This is a genomic window from Ilyomonas limi (assembly GCF_005233845.1).
GTDB classification, from domain to species: domain Bacteria; phylum Bacteroidota; class Bacteroidia; order Chitinophagales; family Chitinophagaceae; genus Ilyomonas; species Ilyomonas limi.
In genome coordinates this window covers 56,698-75,284 of record NZ_SZQL01000014.1, presented here as the reverse complement: position 1 = coordinate 75,284, position 18,587 = coordinate 56,698, and the positions used below count along the sequence as shown (strand labels likewise).

General features: G+C 39.3%; 20 protein-coding genes and 1 CRISPR repeat array. Of the genes, 17 read left to right on the top strand and 3 right to left on the bottom strand.

Going from position 1 to position 18,587, the window contains the following annotated elements:
- The 12 genes from cas3 (at position 1) to cas2 (ending at position 8,647) form a co-directional block, all read left to right on the top strand.
- The gene (gene cas3, locus FC093_RS16490; RefSeq protein WP_137262904.1) at positions 1–2,145 is read left to right on the top strand and encodes a CRISPR-associated helicase Cas3'; all 2,145 of its coding nucleotides are present in this window, start codon (positions 1–3) and stop codon (positions 2,143–2,145) included.
- A gap of 3 nt (positions 2,146–2,148) precedes the next feature.
- Positions 2,149–3,465 (top strand): hypothetical protein, encoded by a 1,317-nt coding sequence (locus FC093_RS16485; protein WP_137262903.1) that lies wholly within the window; start codon positions 2,149–2,151, stop codon positions 3,463–3,465.
- Between the two features lie 6 nt (positions 3,466–3,471).
- Positions 3,472–4,560, top strand: coding sequence for a CRISPR-associated protein Cas7 (locus tag FC093_RS16480; protein ID WP_137262902.1), 1,089 nt, complete (start codon positions 3,472–3,474; stop codon positions 4,558–4,560).
- A 197-nt stretch (positions 4,561–4,757) separates the two neighbouring features.
- Positions 4,758–5,276 carry a protein kinase family protein gene (locus FC093_RS16475; protein ID WP_137262901.1) on the top strand — a complete coding sequence of 173 codons (519 nt, stop codon included), beginning with the start codon at positions 4,758–4,760 and terminating at the stop codon, positions 5,274–5,276.
- A gap of 135 nt (positions 5,277–5,411) precedes the next feature.
- Positions 5,412–5,531 carry a DUF433 domain-containing protein gene (locus FC093_RS24640; RefSeq protein WP_206106599.1) on the top strand — a complete coding sequence of 40 codons (120 nt, stop codon included), beginning with the start codon at positions 5,412–5,414 and terminating at the stop codon, positions 5,529–5,531.
- Entirely contained in the window at positions 5,512–5,643 is a 132-nt protein-coding gene (locus FC093_RS24635; RefSeq protein WP_394347974.1) for a DUF433 domain-containing protein, read from the top strand. The genes FC093_RS24640 and FC093_RS24635 overlap by 20 nt, the downstream gene beginning before the upstream one ends.
- Before the next feature lie 113 nt (positions 5,644–5,756).
- Positions 5,757–6,263: a CRISPR-associated protein Cas4 gene (gene cas4 / locus FC093_RS16465; RefSeq protein ID WP_137262900.1), complete on the top strand. Its 507-nt coding sequence runs from the start codon at positions 5,757–5,759 to the stop codon at positions 6,261–6,263.
- Positions 6,264–6,477: 214 nt separating this feature from the next.
- Positions 6,478–6,681 carry a UPF0175 family protein gene (locus tag FC093_RS16460; protein ID WP_206106597.1) on the top strand — a complete coding sequence of 68 codons (204 nt, stop codon included), beginning with the start codon at positions 6,478–6,480 and terminating at the stop codon, positions 6,679–6,681.
- A gap of 12 nt (positions 6,682–6,693) precedes the next feature.
- Positions 6,694–6,966 (top strand): hypothetical protein, encoded by a 273-nt coding sequence (locus tag FC093_RS16455; protein WP_137262899.1) that lies wholly within the window; start codon positions 6,694–6,696, stop codon positions 6,964–6,966.
- Complete coding sequence (locus FC093_RS24630; RefSeq protein WP_137263010.1) at positions 6,891–7,187, top strand: DUF3368 domain-containing protein; 297 nt, start codon at positions 6,891–6,893, stop codon at positions 7,185–7,187. Before FC093_RS16455 ends, FC093_RS24630 begins: the two co-directional genes overlap by 76 nt.
- Positions 7,188–7,341: 154 nt before the next feature.
- A complete protein-coding gene (gene cas1b / locus FC093_RS16445; protein ID WP_137262898.1) occupies positions 7,342–8,346 on the top strand; it encodes a type I-B CRISPR-associated endonuclease Cas1b in 1,005 nt (334 codons plus the stop codon).
- A 37-nt stretch (positions 8,347–8,383) separates the two neighbouring features.
- Positions 8,384–8,647 carry a CRISPR-associated endonuclease Cas2 gene (cas2, locus tag FC093_RS16440; RefSeq protein ID WP_137262897.1) on the top strand — a complete coding sequence of 88 codons (264 nt, stop codon included), beginning with the start codon at positions 8,384–8,386 and terminating at the stop codon, positions 8,645–8,647.
- A gap of 210 nt (positions 8,648–8,857) precedes the next feature.
- A CRISPR array of direct repeats spans positions 8,858–11,797; the repeat unit is 30 nt; unit sequence CTTTTAATTGTACCATGATGGAATTGAAAC.
- 145 nt (positions 11,798–11,942) lie between these two features.
- Here cas2 and FC093_RS16435 read toward each other — a convergent pair.
- A complete protein-coding gene (locus FC093_RS16435; RefSeq protein WP_137262896.1) occupies positions 11,943–12,269 on the bottom strand; it encodes a type II toxin-antitoxin system PemK/MazF family toxin in 327 nt (108 codons plus the stop codon).
- Positions 12,257–12,505: an AbrB/MazE/SpoVT family DNA-binding domain-containing protein gene (locus tag FC093_RS16430; protein WP_137262895.1), complete on the bottom strand. Its 249-nt coding sequence runs from the start codon at positions 12,503–12,505 to the stop codon at positions 12,257–12,259. Before FC093_RS16430 ends, FC093_RS16435 begins: the two co-directional genes overlap by 13 nt.
- A gap of 490 nt (positions 12,506–12,995) precedes the next feature.
- Here FC093_RS16430 and FC093_RS23815 point away from each other — a divergent pair, with 490 nt between their 5' ends.
- Together FC093_RS23815 and FC093_RS24625 are read left to right on the top strand one after the other, a co-directional pair.
- Complete coding sequence (locus FC093_RS23815) at positions 12,996–13,205, top strand: hypothetical protein (protein ID WP_170971124.1); 210 nt, start codon at positions 12,996–12,998, stop codon at positions 13,203–13,205.
- A complete protein-coding gene (locus FC093_RS24625; protein ID WP_137262894.1) occupies positions 13,151–13,369 on the top strand; it encodes a transposase in 219 nt (72 codons plus the stop codon). Before FC093_RS23815 ends, FC093_RS24625 begins: the two co-directional genes overlap by 55 nt.
- 198 nt (positions 13,370–13,567) lie before the next feature.
- Here FC093_RS24625 and FC093_RS24620 read toward each other — a convergent pair whose 3' ends face one another.
- On the bottom strand, positions 13,568–13,867 hold the full coding sequence (locus tag FC093_RS24620; protein ID WP_206106603.1) for a type II toxin-antitoxin system PemK/MazF family toxin: 300 nt from the start codon (positions 13,865–13,867) through the stop codon (positions 13,568–13,570).
- A gap of 476 nt (positions 13,868–14,343) precedes the next feature.
- On the opposite strand from FC093_RS24620, the gene FC093_RS16410 reads away from it, so the two are divergent.
- From FC093_RS16410 to FC093_RS16400, 3 genes are all read left to right on the top strand, one after another.
- The gene (locus tag FC093_RS16410; RefSeq protein WP_137262892.1) at positions 14,344–14,958 is read left to right on the top strand and encodes a hypothetical protein; all 615 of its coding nucleotides are present in this window, start codon (positions 14,344–14,346) and stop codon (positions 14,956–14,958) included.
- 298 nt (positions 14,959–15,256) lie between these two features.
- The gene (locus FC093_RS16405) at positions 15,257–15,817 is read left to right on the top strand and encodes a helix-turn-helix domain-containing protein (RefSeq protein WP_170971123.1); all 561 of its coding nucleotides are present in this window, start codon (positions 15,257–15,259) and stop codon (positions 15,815–15,817) included.
- A 297-nt stretch (positions 15,818–16,114) separates the two neighbouring features.
- Positions 16,115–18,547 carry a heavy metal translocating P-type ATPase gene (locus FC093_RS16400; RefSeq protein WP_137262891.1) on the top strand — a complete coding sequence of 811 codons (2,433 nt, stop codon included), beginning with the start codon at positions 16,115–16,117 and terminating at the stop codon, positions 18,545–18,547.
- Positions 18,548–18,587: the final 40 nt, after the last annotated feature.

Sequence of the window (18,587 nt, the reverse complement as noted above, 5' to 3'; positions counted from 1 at the left end):
ATGGAAAAGCTATTTGCAAAGTCAGCTCCTGATTGGACACCGCTAATAAAGCATACAGAACATGTAGTTGCAGCAACTATGCGTTTTGCAGATTATTTGCAATTAGATATAGAAACTGCTCGTAAAGGTGCCATATTACATGATTTAGGGAAAGCCCATCATGCATTTCAAGCAACTTTACTTGGCAGAGGTAGTAAGCGAATTTATCGCCATGAAATTGGTTCAATTTTCTTTCTTTCCATCTTTGAGCAGAATATACATCCTCAATTAATTGAGATGGTGATTGGGCATCATAAATCAGTAAAGTATGATGCTGGTAATAAAGGACTTTTAGATTTAATAAGTGATGACGACATCGAAGATTATCATTTAGGAGAATGGGAAAATTGGTCACCTAAAGCTTTAGCTATTCTGGATGAGTTTGGAATTTTGACCAAAACAATTAGCCGAAAAGAAGCATTATCAAACTTTGATAAAGTAACTGATTATTGTAAAGTTGCAGTAAAAAGGAATGGCTATTCTATTTGGCGGGGACTTTTAATGGGAGCAGACCATTACGCTTCAGCTCTTATAAATCAAACTGATAGTCAATTATCTCACACCTTTATTCCTCCTAATTTAAATTTTTTTAACAGGCGAAATAAACTTTATCCATTATCTGAAATAAATGCTGCATCAGAAAGGAAGCATAGTATAGTTGTAGCTTGTACAGGAGCCGGTAAAACTGACTTTTTATTTCGTAAATGTAAGGGGCGAGTATTTTATACATTACCATTTCAGGCATCTATCAATGCAATGTTTAAAAGATTGTTCAAGGATTTATCAAACGATAATCCTGAACTAGACATAAGAGTTCTACATGCATCATCCTCGTTAGTTAAATTAGGGAAAGATGAACAGGAAACTGTATTGCAGCCATTATTTGGTTCTGCAATTAAGGTGCTTACCCCACATCAACTGGCAGCTATTGCTTTTGGTATAAAGGGATATGAAGCAATTCTACTTGACATTAAGGGATGCGATGTTATTCTCGACGAAATTCATACTTATACAGGAGTATCTCAGGCTATTGTTTTAAAGCTGATTGAAATATTGGTCCAATTAAATTGTAGTGTGCATATAGGAACAGCTACTATGCCGTCTGTCTTGTACAGTCGTATAAAAGAAATTTTAGGTGAAAACAATGTGCAGGAGACTAATTTAAATAAGGATGAATTAGACTCTTATGATCGGCACATTGTTTACAAACTCAAGAATTTGGAAGATAGCTGGCAAATTATTGATGAAGCAATTGCGAAAAAAGAGAAAGTGTTGATTGTATGTAACCAAGTAGAGAAAGCTCAAAAAACTTTTGAACGTTTACAGGAAATTTATATTGATGTTGACAAACTTTTGATTCATAGTCGATTTAAAAGGGGCGAAAGAAATAACAAGGAAAAACTTTTAATTGGGCTTGATGAAAACGGTAATTCCATAAATGCATTTAATACTTCTAACAAAGCTTGTATAGTAGTATCTACGCAAATTGTAGAAGTAAGTCTTGATATAAGCTTTGATTTAATGATTACTGAATGCGCACCGATAGATGCACTTATTCAACGGTTTGGACGCATCAACCGTAAACGAACTGCCAATAAAACTTTAAAATGTGTTTATGTAATTCAGCCACCAGAAAAAGAATCTGATGCCAAGCCTTATGACTTGGCAATACTAAAACGAACTTTTGAAATATTGCCAGAAAAAGCTGTTTTACATGAAAGGGAGCTACAGGCGAAAATTGATTTTGTTTTTCCTGAAATAGAGTTCTTAAGGATAGAAGAACATGCTGTATTTAAGAAAGATGGAAGCATAACCATTGATATGCTTACGCATAGAAAGAAATCTTACCTGCTCGATTTACTAGAAATAGATTCTGTGGTGTGTATTACAGAAGTTGGTAAAGATGCATATATAAATGCCAATTACGAAGAGCGTATGAACATGGAAATACCTGTAAGATACTGGTCTGTAAAAGATATGCCGCAATTGAAAGATAAAGGGAATAAGCCTTTTATTGTACCAGATAAAGCTTACAATCCTGATCTAGGTTTGATTGTAGAAAAAATAAAACAACAAAATTTGGATGTTAATTATCAAATTTTATAAGCCATGATTGCATCTGTAATAGGACGAACTTTCTTGGAGGCTTTTAATGAGAAATATGACTTGGCGCTTACTGCAAAAGAGTTTTTTAATGAACATTATTTCAAAATGTTTTTTAATCATTCCAAATACATGCAATGGATAACTAATTCTCCTTTTGTACAAATGAAAGCAGGTCAAAAACCGCATTTGCTTAACACGGAAGAACGATATGAAAAGCTTTTAAATCTTCATAATAAAGTAATTTCCGGAAAGCCAGAAGCAAGTATTGCTATTGGTTTCCCGGCTTCCGAAGAAAGTGAGTTTGCTAGCACTTCCGGTTTGGTTTCCGATATCGTTATTCCTTCAGACGAAGAAGATATTTATTTATCTTGGATTGGAAGTGGGTTAGGAATTGGTGTGGCAGGAGGTTATTCTATTTTCTTCGATCAGCCAGATATATTACTTAGAATTTTTGACGGCTGGTCTGTCTATAGAGAATATCTAAATGAACCAACTTTAGATAAACTGCGTGGCAATCAAATAAATACCTGGAATGGACAATGGTTAACTTTCGCCTATGGAAATGATTTTAGAGAAAACTTTGACTTTGCTCGTTTACAAGGACTTAGAATTTTTCAGTCGGATGGCGATGGGGTTGAAGTAAACACGGTTAACTGGGCTAAGCTTTTTTTCAGCATCTCTCAAAAGTTCCCTAATGAATCATTTACAGGGTACATTTATTCATTGGGCCAAACTAATAAAACAATTGGTTTTGTACCTTTTCAGTTTAAGTCTGGTACAGAGCTAAAATATGTTTATCGAAAAATATTTAGCTCCGATCACCAGATCAAAGCTTCTGACTTTGAGTCACTTTTTGGAATCCATATAAAACGAGCTTGTGAATTAGGCAGCATTGGTTTACAGGCATTAAGGCCGGAAAGGCTAAAAAGTTTTTTCGGAAACTCATCTAATCTAAGCTTCAAAAAAGAAGAAGATACTTTATTATATCACGCCTTCAAAACCTGGTTAGTAACTATGTTATCAAAAAACAAAGAAGAAATAAAAGATTATACTATTGAGCTTGCAAGAGCAGTATTAAAGTATAGAAATACTGGTAAAGGGAATTCTCGTATAACACTTGTTGAAAAAGAGCTTTTTGAATCCAAGTCAAAAAAGGATTTTATTCAGTCATTGACTACAATGATTGATGATGTTGATCAGGAAGACTTGGTTTATTTTAAAAATCTTAAAGACGAAATACACTTGATGACAAATGAGGAATTTACTTACTTCTGTACATTATTAAAATTCGATTATTCTTACTTAAAACGGCAAAACTAAATCAACATGAACAACACAATTTATGTTCGTACTTTAAAAAGAGCAGAGCATACTGTCTTCTGTGTAGCAGATGGCCAGAAATCTTACTATGACGCACAGTTTAACCGAAGAATTCCTTTTTCAAGTGGTCAACAAGTTAAGAGGTCTTTGCTTGAAAGTTTGTGTGAAGAGCTGAATCTAATACCTTCTCCTACTACTTTTATTTTTGATGTAGAAAACAAAAAAAATATAAAGGAAGCTGAAGTATTTGGTACTTGTGATCCTTCTTATCCTGACCAATTGTTCGGCGGCTGGATGAAAGCCGGTAAAGGCGGTAAAGAAAGAACATTAAAAAGAAGAAGCCCTTTATCTATTTCGGCAATGAGAGCATTACATCCACTTTTAGCAGGTATGGATTCTAACAAAGGAGAAGCTGGATCTTTTGATAGGAGTGATAGACCTAATAATAAAGTAATAATAAGAGATGCAAGCGGCAAACAGCTAAATGAAACTGAAATAGAAACTTTGCTTCAAATTGAAGGAAATGCAGACAGAAGTTTAACAAGAAAATGGTTGAATCCCGCAGATAGAGCAACAGGACTTTTTGTAATGGATATTGCAATAGACCTGAGAAGATTGTTTACAGTAAGCCTTAATTCTCTTGAGCCAGAAATGACAGATGCAACAATCGAGAAGCTAAAAGCAGAAGGTTGGGTAGCAGGTAAAAATGTCTTTGGACCATGTCTGGTAGCACCTGTAGAGCTTCGGGAAAGTTGGATAAAAGCATTAGCGAAAGCTATTGTTAATTGGAAAATTACATCAAATCAGGCAAGGACATTTAGCTTAATGGATACTTTGGCACTTGCTATTAGTGGTAACGCCAATCTTATAGCTGGTAGTATTCGTGCAAAACTTTCAGAAGAAGATTCAAACAAAGCAAATCCGATAATTGATGAAACTTTAAAAGGAGTAGAAATATTCATTACACTTAATGCAGGCGGATACATTCAAACAGCAGGAGAAAAAGCAGATGCCTTAGACAAAGCAGAACAAAAGTTGATTGAAATGATGAAAGCGTTTGATTATGAAAATCGGAAAAACAACAATAATATTTGAATTGGTGTACACATACCTTTAAGAAAGCTTAATTGTACCATGAAGGAATTGAAACTGCGGATTGCCAGGCCAAATTTGATTGTACTGGTTGCTTTTAATTGTACCATGAAGGAATTGAAAGACCAAGACCCTTGCTTAAATAGCAAATCATAATATGCATTTGATTGTATCATCGAGCAACTTAAACAAAAGCCTAAATGAAATATCCCCGCCAACTATCCGCCGGTGCCAACAACAAAGTAATTGCACTGTCTGAAACAGAGGCTGCCAAGTTGTTTACCGGAGATACCCGCAGCGATATTGGCTCCGAAGCAGCAAAAATGCAATATGCCAATAGCATCAACGGGCTGGTAGTGCAATTTATCCGCCTTGACTATAATGAGGAACTGGAGGCAGAAATGCTGGTGATGGAACGGCTGTACCCGATAGACTACCGGGCGTATGAAATAGAAAAGCGCGAATTATGGCTGGAAGTATTTGAAGATGAACTGAGACAACTGCATAGCCAGGGTTTTGTACATCGGGATCTAAAACGTCCATCGGGACTGGAAGGACAATACTTCGACAATGTGCTGCTCACCACTGCCGGTTTGCGCTTGATTGATGTAGGTATTTCTGCTTTGCGCTCGCAGGTAAGCGATGTGATATTCCGGAAATATATAGAAGCGGAACTGGAAGAAATGCAGCAATTCAGAACGTATTTTTTGAACAGATAAACAGGATAAGAATAATAATGGGCAGTTCGTTGTGTGTGAGTAAGGTGCACGAAGTGTAATTTCTAAAGATGAAAAATAACACCGGCAGCAACCTTTTTCAAGAGTGCACAGCAATTAATTATTTAACCTTATAACGTGACTGATTACACGCAATACATCACCATAGCGCCGGGTAAGCATAGCGGGCAGCCTTGCATCAACGGCATACGGATAATGGTGTATGATATGCTGAGCTATCTATTTTGCTGCAGGTGAAACTACTGAAGAAATATTGGAAGATTTTCCGATGCTTACCCGTAAGGATATTCAGGCTTGTTTGGCTTATGCTGCTGACGCAGAAAAGTGGTTTGTAAAGGCAGGTTCTTAAGTCAATAACATCCACCAAATCCTGTAACTGTAACCTCTTACTTGCCCATACCTGTTTGCACAATAGGATCGTTAGCGACTAACTAAGTTAATCCATTTTCCTATACGCTTATTATGCAACTCACTGCCACCCATATCAACTATTATTTTATCTGTCATCGCAAGCTATGGTTGTTTGCCAACGGCATCACTATGGAGCATACCAGCGATACGGTGGCAGAAGGCAAACTCATTGGTGAAACTACTTATCCGCAACGGGCAGCAAAATACACCGAAATTGAAATAGGTGGCAGTAAAATAGATTTCTATGATGCGCGTAATAAGGTGATTCATGAAATAAAGAAAAGCGACAGCATAGAAGCAGCGCATGAGTGGCAGGTAAAATACTATATCTGGCTGTTGCAGCAAAACGGCATCGAGGGGGTGACCGGCATACTGGAATATCCGAAAATAAAACATACCAGTATAGTGGAGTTGACAGAAAAGGATAGCGAACACCTGCAACAAATTATAAAGGATATAAAAGCACTCGTGGAAGATGAACGCTGTCCACCACGTATCAACAGTAAAATATGTAAAAGCTGCTCGTACTTTGAATTTTGTTATGTAGAAGAGTTGTAAGTACAGGCAGGCTGTTGAATGCGAAACATGCCAGTTACATTGTAAGACAGTTACATGAATAAGAAACAAAGCGTTGCATGGGATTTGCATGCACGGAGTGTGCTTATCAGCCAATAAAACAACAATGAAATAAAATTGCTGCATCGTTTTACTGGTGGTTATTTATTTAGCTATTGTATGTTCTTATTTTTACCTTTATTCAAAACATTCTATTATGCTGGTCATTGAAGATAGTTTTATTACTGCAAGTGGTTACACGGAGCAGGAACTAAAGCTGGAAATTGCAGTAATGCTGTTTGAAAAGGAAAAGTTATCGCTCCGCAAAGCGGCAGCACTGGCCGGCATGCACTGGCTCTACTTTATGAAGGAACTGGACAAACGAGAGATTGCTTTGCATTATGATGAGTCACTTTTGTAATCCCTGCCATTCATGATTGTTGTAGCTGATACTTCTCCACTAACCGCATTGCTGCATTTAAATAAATTGTTGCTGCTGGAAAGCCTGTATGGACAAATCTACATCCCTGCTACAGTGGCTGAAGAATTACAAACTCTTGTACAATTTGGATATGATATTTCTTTCTTGAAAAATACAGAAACGTACATTATCCGTAAAGCAACAGACCAATCGCTTATGCAGGCATTGAGCAGGTATTTAGATGCAGGCGAAGTAGAAGCTATTGCACACTTGCTAAAGAACTAAAAGCAGATCTGCTGCTGATTGATGAGAGAATAGGAAAACAGTTTGCAGGGCAGGAACATATTACCTGCAAGGGCGTTGTAGGTGTACTGATTGAGGCCAAACAAAAAGGACTGATACCATTATTAAAGCCCTTATTAGATGATTTAATCAAAAATCTTCAATTCAGGTTGTCAGAACATATCTATCGACTCGCTCTTCAAAAAGCAAACGAATTATCCTGATTGTGTTTTGTTGTATAAGCAACTAACATATAGCAACAATAGTCTAATTCTTTTATTAAAATGCGTTTATTATTTTCGATCATTTGGAAGTATATAACCTTAGTAATCCATTCAACCTGCTTAAAACAACACTTCCTTATTACTTACTACTGCTATGAAAAAGAGTTACTATCTGTTCAATCCCGGGCGTATGAGCCGCAAAGACAATACCCTGAAGTTTACGCCTGTTGACGAAGCCGGAAACGAGGGCACGCCCAAATATATCCCCATTGAAACGGTAGATAACCTCTACACTTTTGGCAGCCTGGATGCCAACAGCGCTTTGTACAACTTTTTAGGTAAGGAGCAGGTGAGCGTGCATTTCTTTGATTATTATGAGCATTACACCGGATCGTTCATGCCCAAAGATTACCTGCTGGCAGGCAGAATGCTCATAGCGCAGGCAGATGCGTACGGCAAACCCAGGAAGCGTATCCTTATTGCCCAACAACTGGTGGATGGTGCTGCTTTTAACATGCTCAAGAACCTGCGGTATTACAACAACCGGGACAAAGATACCTCAGGGTATATTGAACGTATAGAGGTACTTAGAGCCTCCATTGGCAATGCTATTGATATTGACGAACTGATGGGCATAGAAGGCAACATCCGAATGTGCTATTACGAAGCGTTTGCCACTATCATCAACGATTTTGAAATGAACGGACGCACCAAACAGCCGCCAAGCAATGAAGTAAACTGCATGATTTCGTTTGTAAACAGCCTGTGTTATACGCTGTGTTTAGATGCCATCTATCATACGCAGCTCAATCCCACCATTTCTTTTTTACATCAGCCCGGCGAACGGCGTTATTCCTTGGCACTCGATATTGCGGAGGTGTTTAAGCCTATGCTTGCCGACCGGCTTATCTTTTCTTTACTGAATAAAAAACAAATCAGCGCCCAGGACTTCGATACCGGGCTGAATAGTTGCCTGTTGAAAGAAAATGGCAGGAAAACAGTAGTAAGGGCATGGGATGAAAAGCTGAATGAAACCATTAAGCACCGCTCGCTTAAACGCAGCGTAAGCTATAAACACCTGGTAAAGCTGGAGTGCTACAAGCTGGCAAAGCACGTGCTGGGCATGGAAGCGTATAATGCGTTTAAAGCCTGGTGGTGAGAAAAGTTAATAGCAAACAGATGGTAAGGAGTAGCGTATGTATGTAATACTGGTATATGATATAGAAGAAAAGCGCGTGGGCAAGATGCTGAAGCTGTGCAGACGCTATTTGAACCGGGTACAGAACAGTGTATTTGAAGGCGAACTGACCGATGTAAAGCTACAGGAGTTATTGCACGAAGCAAAAGCGATCATGCAGATAGAAAAGGATAGCATTATTGTGTTTAAAAGCCGGCAGGAAAAATGGCTGGAGAAGATGGTGGTAGGAAAAGAAAAAAATGAGTTAGATAATATGTTGTAAGTTGTCGGAGAAGGAATAAGAATACAAAAATCAACAGTGTGTTAATGCTGTTAACAGCTAACTAGCTGATTTTCTTACCGTTAGTGTAGTCGTCGGTGCCCACTTGCAATCGTAGCATTACAGGTGGACTGCTACTAAGCGAAAAAATGTAGCTTTGAACTGAAATTATTACACTGATAATCAGCGGAAATACATGCCGTGCATAAACGGCTTTTAATTGTACCATGATTGAATTGAAACATACTTATACTTGCCCTTTCACATCCGCATATCATCCTTTTAATTGTACCATGATTGAATTGAAACAAGCCTTCCATTTTGACGGTACGTTTGAAGTGCCGGGCTTTTAATTGTACCATGATGGAATTGAAACACTTCACTTCTGACCTTAAAATAAGAGGTCTGGTCTTTTAATTGTACCATGATGGAATTGAAACCCAATACGATTAACTGGAACGACGTAGCCAACGAAACCTTTTAATTGTACCATGATGGAATTGAAACGTGGTTAAACGTGCTACCGGCAATTTTGCAACAGCCTTTTAATTGTACCATGATGGAATTGAAACTCGGTAGGCAATCGCGGCTTACTCACCGTCATTAAATCTTTTAATTGTACCATGATGGAATTGAAACTTGAGTGAACCACCCAACGCGGTAGCGGTCAGTGCCTTTTAATTGTACCATGATGGAATTGAAACCTATTACCGCTACGGGTACAGCTACCGACACCGTACAGCTTTTAATTGTACCATGATGGAATTGAAACTTATCAATATGGTGTCGCAACTGACGGCTAAAGGCGACTTTTAATTGTACCATGATGGAATTGAAACTAGCTTTTGAGATGGATATACGGCTAAAGGGCGAAGCTTTTAATTGTACCATGATGGAATTGAAACTGTACAGTTCGATGGTTTTGACAGCACCGCCACGACCCTTTTAATTGTACCATGATGGAATTGAAACTGCTTTCATTACTTCAAATCCAAGTTGCATCTTTGGGTCTTTTAATTGTACCATGATGGAATTGAAACTGCACACAACGGACGGGTGTTGCTGTCAGTGTGGGACTTTTAATTGTACCATGATGGAATTGAAACTTTATTAAAGGTCGTAATATTATCTATGCCTAAATACTTTTAATTGTACCATGATGGAATTGAAACTGAACAGCCTGACAAGTTCCTGTCCAGCGCCAATTCCTTTTAATTGTACCATGATGGAATTGAAACATAAGGAAAGCGAACAGTTCTTTACCCTGCTGAAAGACTTTTAATTGTACCATGATGGAATTGAAACTCAACTGCACTGCATGTGCTTCATGCAGCTTTTGTTCTTTTAATTGTACCATGATGGAATTGAAACTACCTCGATTGGTGGAACAGAATAGCATGGGTACAGCAACTTTTAATTGTACCATGATGGAATTGAAACGTGGCTTTCATGCGTGCCGCTTCTATCGGGTTTCTCTTTTAATTGTACCATGATGGAATTGAAACGAATTGCGGACTGCTTTAGTCCTGTTTCTGATTTTCTTTTAATTGTACCATGATGGAATTGAAACGAATTGCGGACTGCTTTAGTCCTGTTTCTGATTTCTTTTAATTGTACCATGATGGAATTGAAACCATAATGCCGTAAACAATACCGGCTATTATAGCTACTCTTTTAATTGTACCATGATGGAATTGAAACCATTGGGTAACAGGGGCTTATTGACTGCTATAAAGTCTTTTAATTGTACCATGATGGAATTGAAACGCTCATGATCGTACTTCACGGAACAACCCTTTACAGACTTTTAATTGTACCATGATGGAATTGAAACCAATGTTCCTGGTAAGATTTGCTACTTCAGCTTTCCCTTTTAATTGTACCATGATGGAATTGAAACAATATGGGTGGGAAGAGAATAAAAAACCCGTTCGCTTTTAATTGTACCATGATGGAATTGAAACCATATTGTCCAGCGATGGCGTGGAGATTAGAAACTCTTTTAATTGTACCATGATGGAATTGAAACACGTGGGCGGTATTCGTAAATAAGCCATCGGACTTACTTTTAATTGTACCATGATGGAATTGAAACATCCTTGTAGGCGCCATCGTCCTTCCCGCAGGCATACTTTTAATTGTACCATGATGGAATTGAAACATTAGTGATGCTGTAATTTCTAAAATAATGCAAGCTGCTTTTAATTGTACCATGATGGAATTGAAACACATCTACAGCAGCAGGTGTAGTTGTTCTTGCATGTCTTTTAATTGTACCATGATGGAATTGAAACCATGTTGAACTTATAAGGCGTTCTCATGCTATTCTTCTTTTAATTGTACCATGATGGAATTGAAACTTATAAAACACATAACGATACGTGCTGTTGTTCGTACTTTTAATTGTACCATGATGGAATTGAAACTGCAGTACAGCATCATCTTCAAATATGAGTACAGCACTTTTAATTGTACCATGATGGAATTGAAACACCAAAGCGGCAATGCAGGTTATTCCGGATATGATGCTTTTAATTGTACCATGATGGAATTGAAACATGCAGTTCCGGTAGCTGTGCTGGCTCCATTAGTGAACTTTTAATTGTACCATGATGGAATTGAAACTCGTGGAAAATGTAGTGGATGCACGCAAATGGGTTACTTTTAATTGTACCATGATGGAATTGAAACATATGAGAGGTCACCGCACCCTGTTTACTTCCCTGCTTTTAATTGTACCATGATGGAATTGAAACTTATTTTAATCATACGATGCCAACCACTCAACAAACTTTTAATTGTACCATGATGGAATTGAAACTATCCCAGATAAAATCAAAGCCGATGCTGAAATTATCTTTTAATTGTACCATGATGGAATTGAAACAGCGGGGCGGCGGTCAAACTCCGTTCCTTTATCGAACTTTTAATTGTACCATGATGGAATTGAAACATAGTAATGTAAGCAGTAATACGACTGCACTGGCAGCCACTTTTAATTGTACCATGATGGAATTGAAACATGTTTTGGTTTGGTTGGAAAAATCTTATGGATAGCTTTTAATTGTACCATGATGGAATTGAAACGGGGGTTATTGAAACTTATCGGGAAGCCACCTTTGGCTTTTAATTGTACCATAATGGAATTGAAACGCACGCGACGTTACTATGTTGAACATTGTTATTACTGTTGCCAAATTTATAATGTCGTGCCGATTACTGAAGCTAAATAGCGAAACAAAAGTTGATGTAGCGTTTCGTCAGCCAGCTTTTTGCCAAACCCTTTGTTGGCGGCAGATTAGTCCACGAACGTTTCTTGAATTATGTTTTTTACTTTTTCAATCTCTTTGTCGGTCAGTGTCTCAAAACGTTTCACAATCCGCATCCTGTCAATTGTTCGTATCTGGTCAATTGCAATCCAACCTTTTGTTGTTTTATGTCTTACTTCTATCCTTGTCGGATAAGGTTTTGAACTGCTTGTCATTGGTGCAATGACAATTGTCTGCAGATATGTATTCATTTCATTTGGCGACAAGACAACACAAGGCCTCGTCTTTTTCATTTCACTCCCAATCGTTGGGTCAAGGTTAACCAACACAATGTCGTACTGGTTTACTTGCTCCATTCCTCAAAATTTTCATCTTCAAAAACATCATCCATTAAAAGTTGGTCGTCACCATTTTCGTGCATTTTTTTGAATGCTTTGTCCCAACCTTTTCTCGGTTCAGCTTTAGGTTTAAGGATGATATAACCTTTTTCCAGGATTAATTCAACTTTGTCGCCGATGCTATATTTTTCAAGGATTGTCTTAGAAAGTCGAATTCCTTTTGAGTTTCCAATGTTTATAACCGAAAGTTCCATAAATATTCAATTGTTATTACAAAGTAATTACAAAAATCAAAAACTTCCAAAAAGTAGGTCAAAACTTTGAATTGAGGTGTGTTGCTGAAAAAATACCGCCAACGTTGAGGGCTTGCTGCCGGAGCGGCAGGCTTGCACGTCAGCTTGGATAAAGATATGTTGTTTAATAATATTCTATTGTTCAGCACAAGTTCGTCGCCCTGCTATGGCAGCAAACCCTATCCTATGTTTACATTTCAGTAAAGTCAATAATAGAAAGTGAAGAGATAATTGAAAGAACAAGGGAGCGGAATAAGATGCTCAACCCTTATAGGCATGTAAGCCTTCACAACATGATTACCACCGCTCCTTTTCTTACCCGATGCTGAACAGTTCACTATACTTTGTTCAAAAGTGTGTATCAGGATAGATAGCACAGTATAAGAGCTTGTTCTTCCTTTATTCCTGTACTTTAAAACTACAACTTTTCATCAATTAAAATCTAACTGGTATGAAAAACGAAAAACTATGCTGTGGCATTGATGTATCACAAAACACACTTGATGTTGCCTGTCAGAATAATCCGGGTAATATCTTCCATGTCCGGGTGGGCAATAACAACAAAGGCTTTGAAACCATCCTGCCATTAGAAAAAGAGCTGCCGCCATGCTCATCATCTTTACACAAGGCTTTCGCTATAGCCATAACTATAGGCAGTTGATAAGTTTTGCCGGTTTAAGTCCAGGAGAATACAGCAGTGGCACCAGCATAAACGGTAGAACTAAAATCTGTAAAAAGGGAGGCAAGCCTATGTGTGATATTCTGTACATGTGTGCCATGAGCGCTATCAAAACCAATGTAGCTTGTAAAGCCTTGTATGAGTGATGGAGAGCAAAAGGAAAGCCGGGTAAACCAGCTTTAATAGCAGTATGTAACAAACTGCTCAAACAGGTATTTGCCGTTGTAAAAACCAATACCTTGTATCAACCAAATTATTGCTCTGCTAAACCATCAAATTAATTTCGTTTTTTACACAGTTCATGTTAGTGGCAGTTCGTGGCTATTCAATATTGAGAACTGTGGTTAAGGCTTTACGAATTTTGTCCATAGTGTCATTGCCACCTGACCAAGCCTTTTTACGCATCTTTCTTCAGCAACTGAATGGATTTGAAAACAGTCCGCTGATGAGTCCTTCGTAGGCTTGTTCTGTCGGTCAGGAATTATTTTTACCATCCAAGGCGCAACAGCATATCTGTCTTTCCAATCCGTTACCGGAACAATAATTTTCAGAGGTAGTCTGCCAAGTGTATTGTCGTTTACAACAATAGCAGGTCTGGTCTTTTTTATTTCTGCACCAACCGTCGGGCAAGCGAAACAAGCCAGATTTCACCTTGTTTCATAGAATGGTTCTGTGTCAAGTTGAGTAAATGCAGTTAGCCCTTTGTCTGTCTTGTAGTCGTCATAGAGGCTGTCAACTGCATGTTTTAGTACTTTTTCCTTTTCAGTTCGGATTGATTTTACTGTCCGCTCAATAACCAGAAGTCTGTCTGTCAGTGGCAACCGTTCAAGTTCACGTATAATGTTTGCTGTTGCCATAGAGTCTGAAGTTACAAATCTTATAAATTCACGCTGCCATGACTGCCAACGAGTGTATTTGCGTAGTCTAATTGCTTTTAATTGTACCATGAAGGAATTGAAACTCGTACACTTACCCGGTTTGTTCAGCATTTGAAAAAAATTCTAATCGCACAGCTATTAACGCCTTGTAGATGTACAATTTCTGAAGAAGCCACCTGTTGCTTTTTACAAAAAAACTGCTGCCCGGCTAATAGTGGCACAAACTTTACGGCAGATAGCCTATGCAAGAAAAGAACTACACCGGACTGATACCAGATAATACCGACGGCAAAGCCATTACTGCCGAAGCAGTGGCCGTAATGAATAACGTGCAGGAAGCCCGTGCATTGTACACTATAGCCCGCGAGCGGCTGCTGTATGTGCATAACTGGGGCAACATAACCGGCAAGCTGAGCACCGATTTTCAACTTACGGATGAAAACGGCAATGAAGTGGACCGTTTTGCACAACCTGGCGACCATTTTAGAATTGATATCACCGGCCCGGGCAGCAGTGCTGGTGAAGGTTACGACTGGGCAAGTGTGGAAGCCATAAAAGAAGTACATGAAAACGATGTGGACAGTATTGCCCTGAGGGTACGCCCGGCTGCTAATCCGAAAACGGCTAACGACCATACTGCTCACTTTTATTCAGCCCAATCTACCAGCACCTTTGTAATAACACGCGAAGGAACAACGGTAACCGCTTCGGTGTACGACCGTAATATTGAACCTAACGAAGCAGCAGCATCGCTGATTGATAAAGCACGCAATGCAGTGGTTGGATTAAGCGCCAAGCATGGTTTATCAAAATTGCAGTGGCACGCACTGGCAGAGGCGTTTATCAGAAGCACATAATCCGAACCGGGATTGTATGGTATTGGCGGGATGAACAGGGCAAAATGTAGGCAAGCAAATGTTTTATTGCCGGCATACTTTAACCTCCGCTATTCACAGGTTGCCACAGCAAAAAGTGTTGTACTTATTGTGCTATTCGCTGCGCAATGGCTTAGGTTAAGAGAAGCATCCGGGCATTCTCAAAACATATTATTACAATAATTGGTTCAACGCCATTTAAAATGGAACAATATTATATTTCCCGTTCCATCTCCTCTACCCCATCACATACAATCTCCGTTCAGCCTACCTTTGTTATATGCATCTCTTTATAAAAAATATGGTTTGCGACCGTTGTATTCTGGTGGTAAAGCAAGAGCTGGAAAAACTACATATTGTACCTTCTTTTGTAGTGCTGGGCGAAGCAGAAATTCCCGATGATACAACAGCAATACAGTTGCAAGAGCTACATAAAAACCTGGCCGGCGTAGGCTTTGAATTATTAGACGACAACAGGAAAAAAATCATTGAAAAAATGAAAACCATTATCATTGAACATGTTCATCATGATGATGCGGATAATAAACACAACTTCTCCGACATACTCTCCAAAGCACTGCATAAAGATTACAGTTACCTGAGCGCTTTATTCTCCGAAGTAGAAAGTATTACGATTGAAAAATATGTTATTAACCAAAAGATAGAAAGAGTAAAAGAACTGCTGGTGTATGATGAATTGAGCCTGAGCGAAATTGCATATCAATCAGGCTACAGCAGCGTAGCCCATTTATCGGGGCAGTTTAAAAAAATAACCGGGCTTACGCCAAGCCACTTCAAGAAGATGGGTGGCGTACGCCGCAGGCCGCTGGATAAAATCTGAATAGATGTTGAACCCGGCGGCACAAAGACACAAAGAAGAACAGTAACCTATTTATACTTCTTTTCCTTACAATCCTAATAGCCCTCATTCTAAAAGCGTGAACAGTTTTGCATACCAGCTGTTAATTAAAGCTTTTATTCCCCACCTCCTGTTTATACGTTCATACAAGCCGTATAATTCCTGTATCTGCCGGCATGTGCTATAAAATAATCCAAAACATCTGTAAATCTTATCCATAATTGTGTAATAATAACGGACTAGCACAATCGTAGCTTTGCGTTATTAAATAGAATGGTTATGGCGAATGAATATGATAACGCCGTTACTATCCCTTTAGAGGGTGTGGAAAGCGAGCATTGCGCCCTGATTGTGGATAAGGAATTAGGTAAGATAAAAGGCATTAAAAAGCATACAGTAGAACTGAATAATAACCGTGCAGTCATCAGCACAGATGATGCTGCCCAAGTGCTCCCAAAGGCAGTAAAAGCCATCCGCGATGTAGGCTATGATGTAGATACGGTAAAGAAAATTTTTCCGGTACTCAATATGAGTTGTGCATCGTGCGCCTCTTCTTCACAAAGCATTCTGGAGAATCAGCCCGGCGTAGTAAACGTAGCCGTTAACTATGCCAATGCTACGGCACAGGTGGAATATATTCCTACTATTATCAATGCACAAAAACTAAAGGAAGCCTTGCAAAGCATAGGCTACGACCTGATGATTGATGAAAGCGAAGCTGCGAAAGACACACTGGAAGCACTGCATCGCAAAAAGTATGAACAGTTAAGAAAGCGAACTGTTAGTTCCATCATATTATCAGTGCCGCTTGTTATTATCGGTATGTTTTTAATGAACATGCCTTATGCCAATTACATCATGTGGGCATTGGCTACACCTGTAGTATTACTATTTGGACAGCAATTTTTTACAGGCGCCTGGAAGCAGTTAAAACATCGCTCTGCCAACATGGATACACTGGTGGCATTAAGTACCGGCGTGGCTTATTTATTTAGTGTTTTTAATACACTTTTCCCCGACTATTGGCAAAGCAAAGGCTTACATGCGCATGTATATTTCGAAGCATCGGCAGTAGTGATTGCTTTTATATTATTGGGCAAAATGCTGGAAGAAAAAGCAAAAGGCAATACCTCATCGGCCATTAAAAAACTGATGGGTTTGCAGCCTAAAACAGTAACGATTGTTCATGCCGGTGGTCATCAAATGGAGATGCCGATAGCCAGCGTAAAAATCGGCGATACGATTTTAGTAAAACCAGGTGAAAAAATAGCCGTGGACGGGACAGTAACAACCGGCAATTCCTTTGTAGATGAAAGCATGATCAGCGGCGAGCCGATACCCGTAGAAAAAGCAAAGGGTAATAAAGTATTTGCAGGCACTATCAACCAAAAAGGCAGCTTTCAGTTTACAGCCGATAAAGTAGGCGGCGATACCGTGTTAGCCCAAATCATCAAAATGGTACAACAGGCGCAAGGCAGCAAAGCACCGGTACAAAAGCTGGTTGATAAAATTGCCGCTGTTTTTGTTCCGATAGTCATCTTAATTGCAGTTGCCAGCCTTATTGCATGGGTGATACTGGGTGGCGAAAGTGGCTTCACACAAGGCTTGCTGGCAATGGTTACGGTGTTGGTAATAGCTTGTCCGTGTGCTTTGGGGCTGGCTACACCAACAGCCATCATGGCGGGCGTGGGCAAAGGTGCCGAAAATGGTATTTTGATAAAAGATGCGGAAAGTCTGGAACTGGCAAAAAAGGTAAATGCCATTGTGCTCGATAAAACCGGTACTATTACTGAAGGAAAACCTGCTGTAGCGGACGTTGCATGGAAAAAAGATGCTGCACAAAAAGAATTATCGCACCTGTTGTACAGTATAGAATCTCCATCAGAGCATCCGCTGGCAGAAGCAATAGTGAAATATTTGGCTACCGCCGCACCCCAAAAAGTAACGCTGGATGCTTTTGAAAGCATCACCGGAGAAGGCGTAGCGGTACAATACCAGGGCAACAATTATTTTGTAGGCAGTCCTAAAATGATGCAGTCGCACCATATTCACATTCAGGATGAATTAAAACAGCAGGCAGCACAATGGCTGGAAGAAGCATATACGGTTGTATGGTTTGCCGATAAAGAAAATGCGCTGGCTGCCATAGCCATTGCAGATACCATTAAAGATACTTCTATACAAGCCGTACAACAGTTGCAACACGCAGGTATTGAAGTGTATATGCTTACCGGCGATAACGAGCGCACTGCCAAAGCGGTTGCAGCTAAAGCAGGCATTCCACATTACAAAGCAGAAGTGTTGCCGGCACATAAAGCCGATTTTGTAAAGGAACTACAGCAGCAAGGAAAAGTAGTAGCGATGGTGGGTGATGGCATTAACGATAGCAATGCACTGGCGCAGGCCGACATTAGCATCGCGATGGGTAAGGGCAGCGATATAGCCATGGATGTAGCAAAAATGACCATCATTTCTTCCGATCTTACCAAGATTCCAAAAGCGATACAATTATCCAGATATACCGTTGCTGCCATCCGGCAAAACCTGTTCTGGGCATTTATTTACAACCTCATCGGCATACCCATTGCAGCAGGTGTATTATATCCGGTAAATGGCTTCTTATTAAATCCTATGATTGCAGGAGCCGCAATGGCATTGAGCTCTGTAAGTGTGGTCACCAACAGTTTGCGGTTAAGAACAAAGAAGTTGTAAGGTTCTTTGATGAACTACGGAGGCACAAAGAACACGAAGG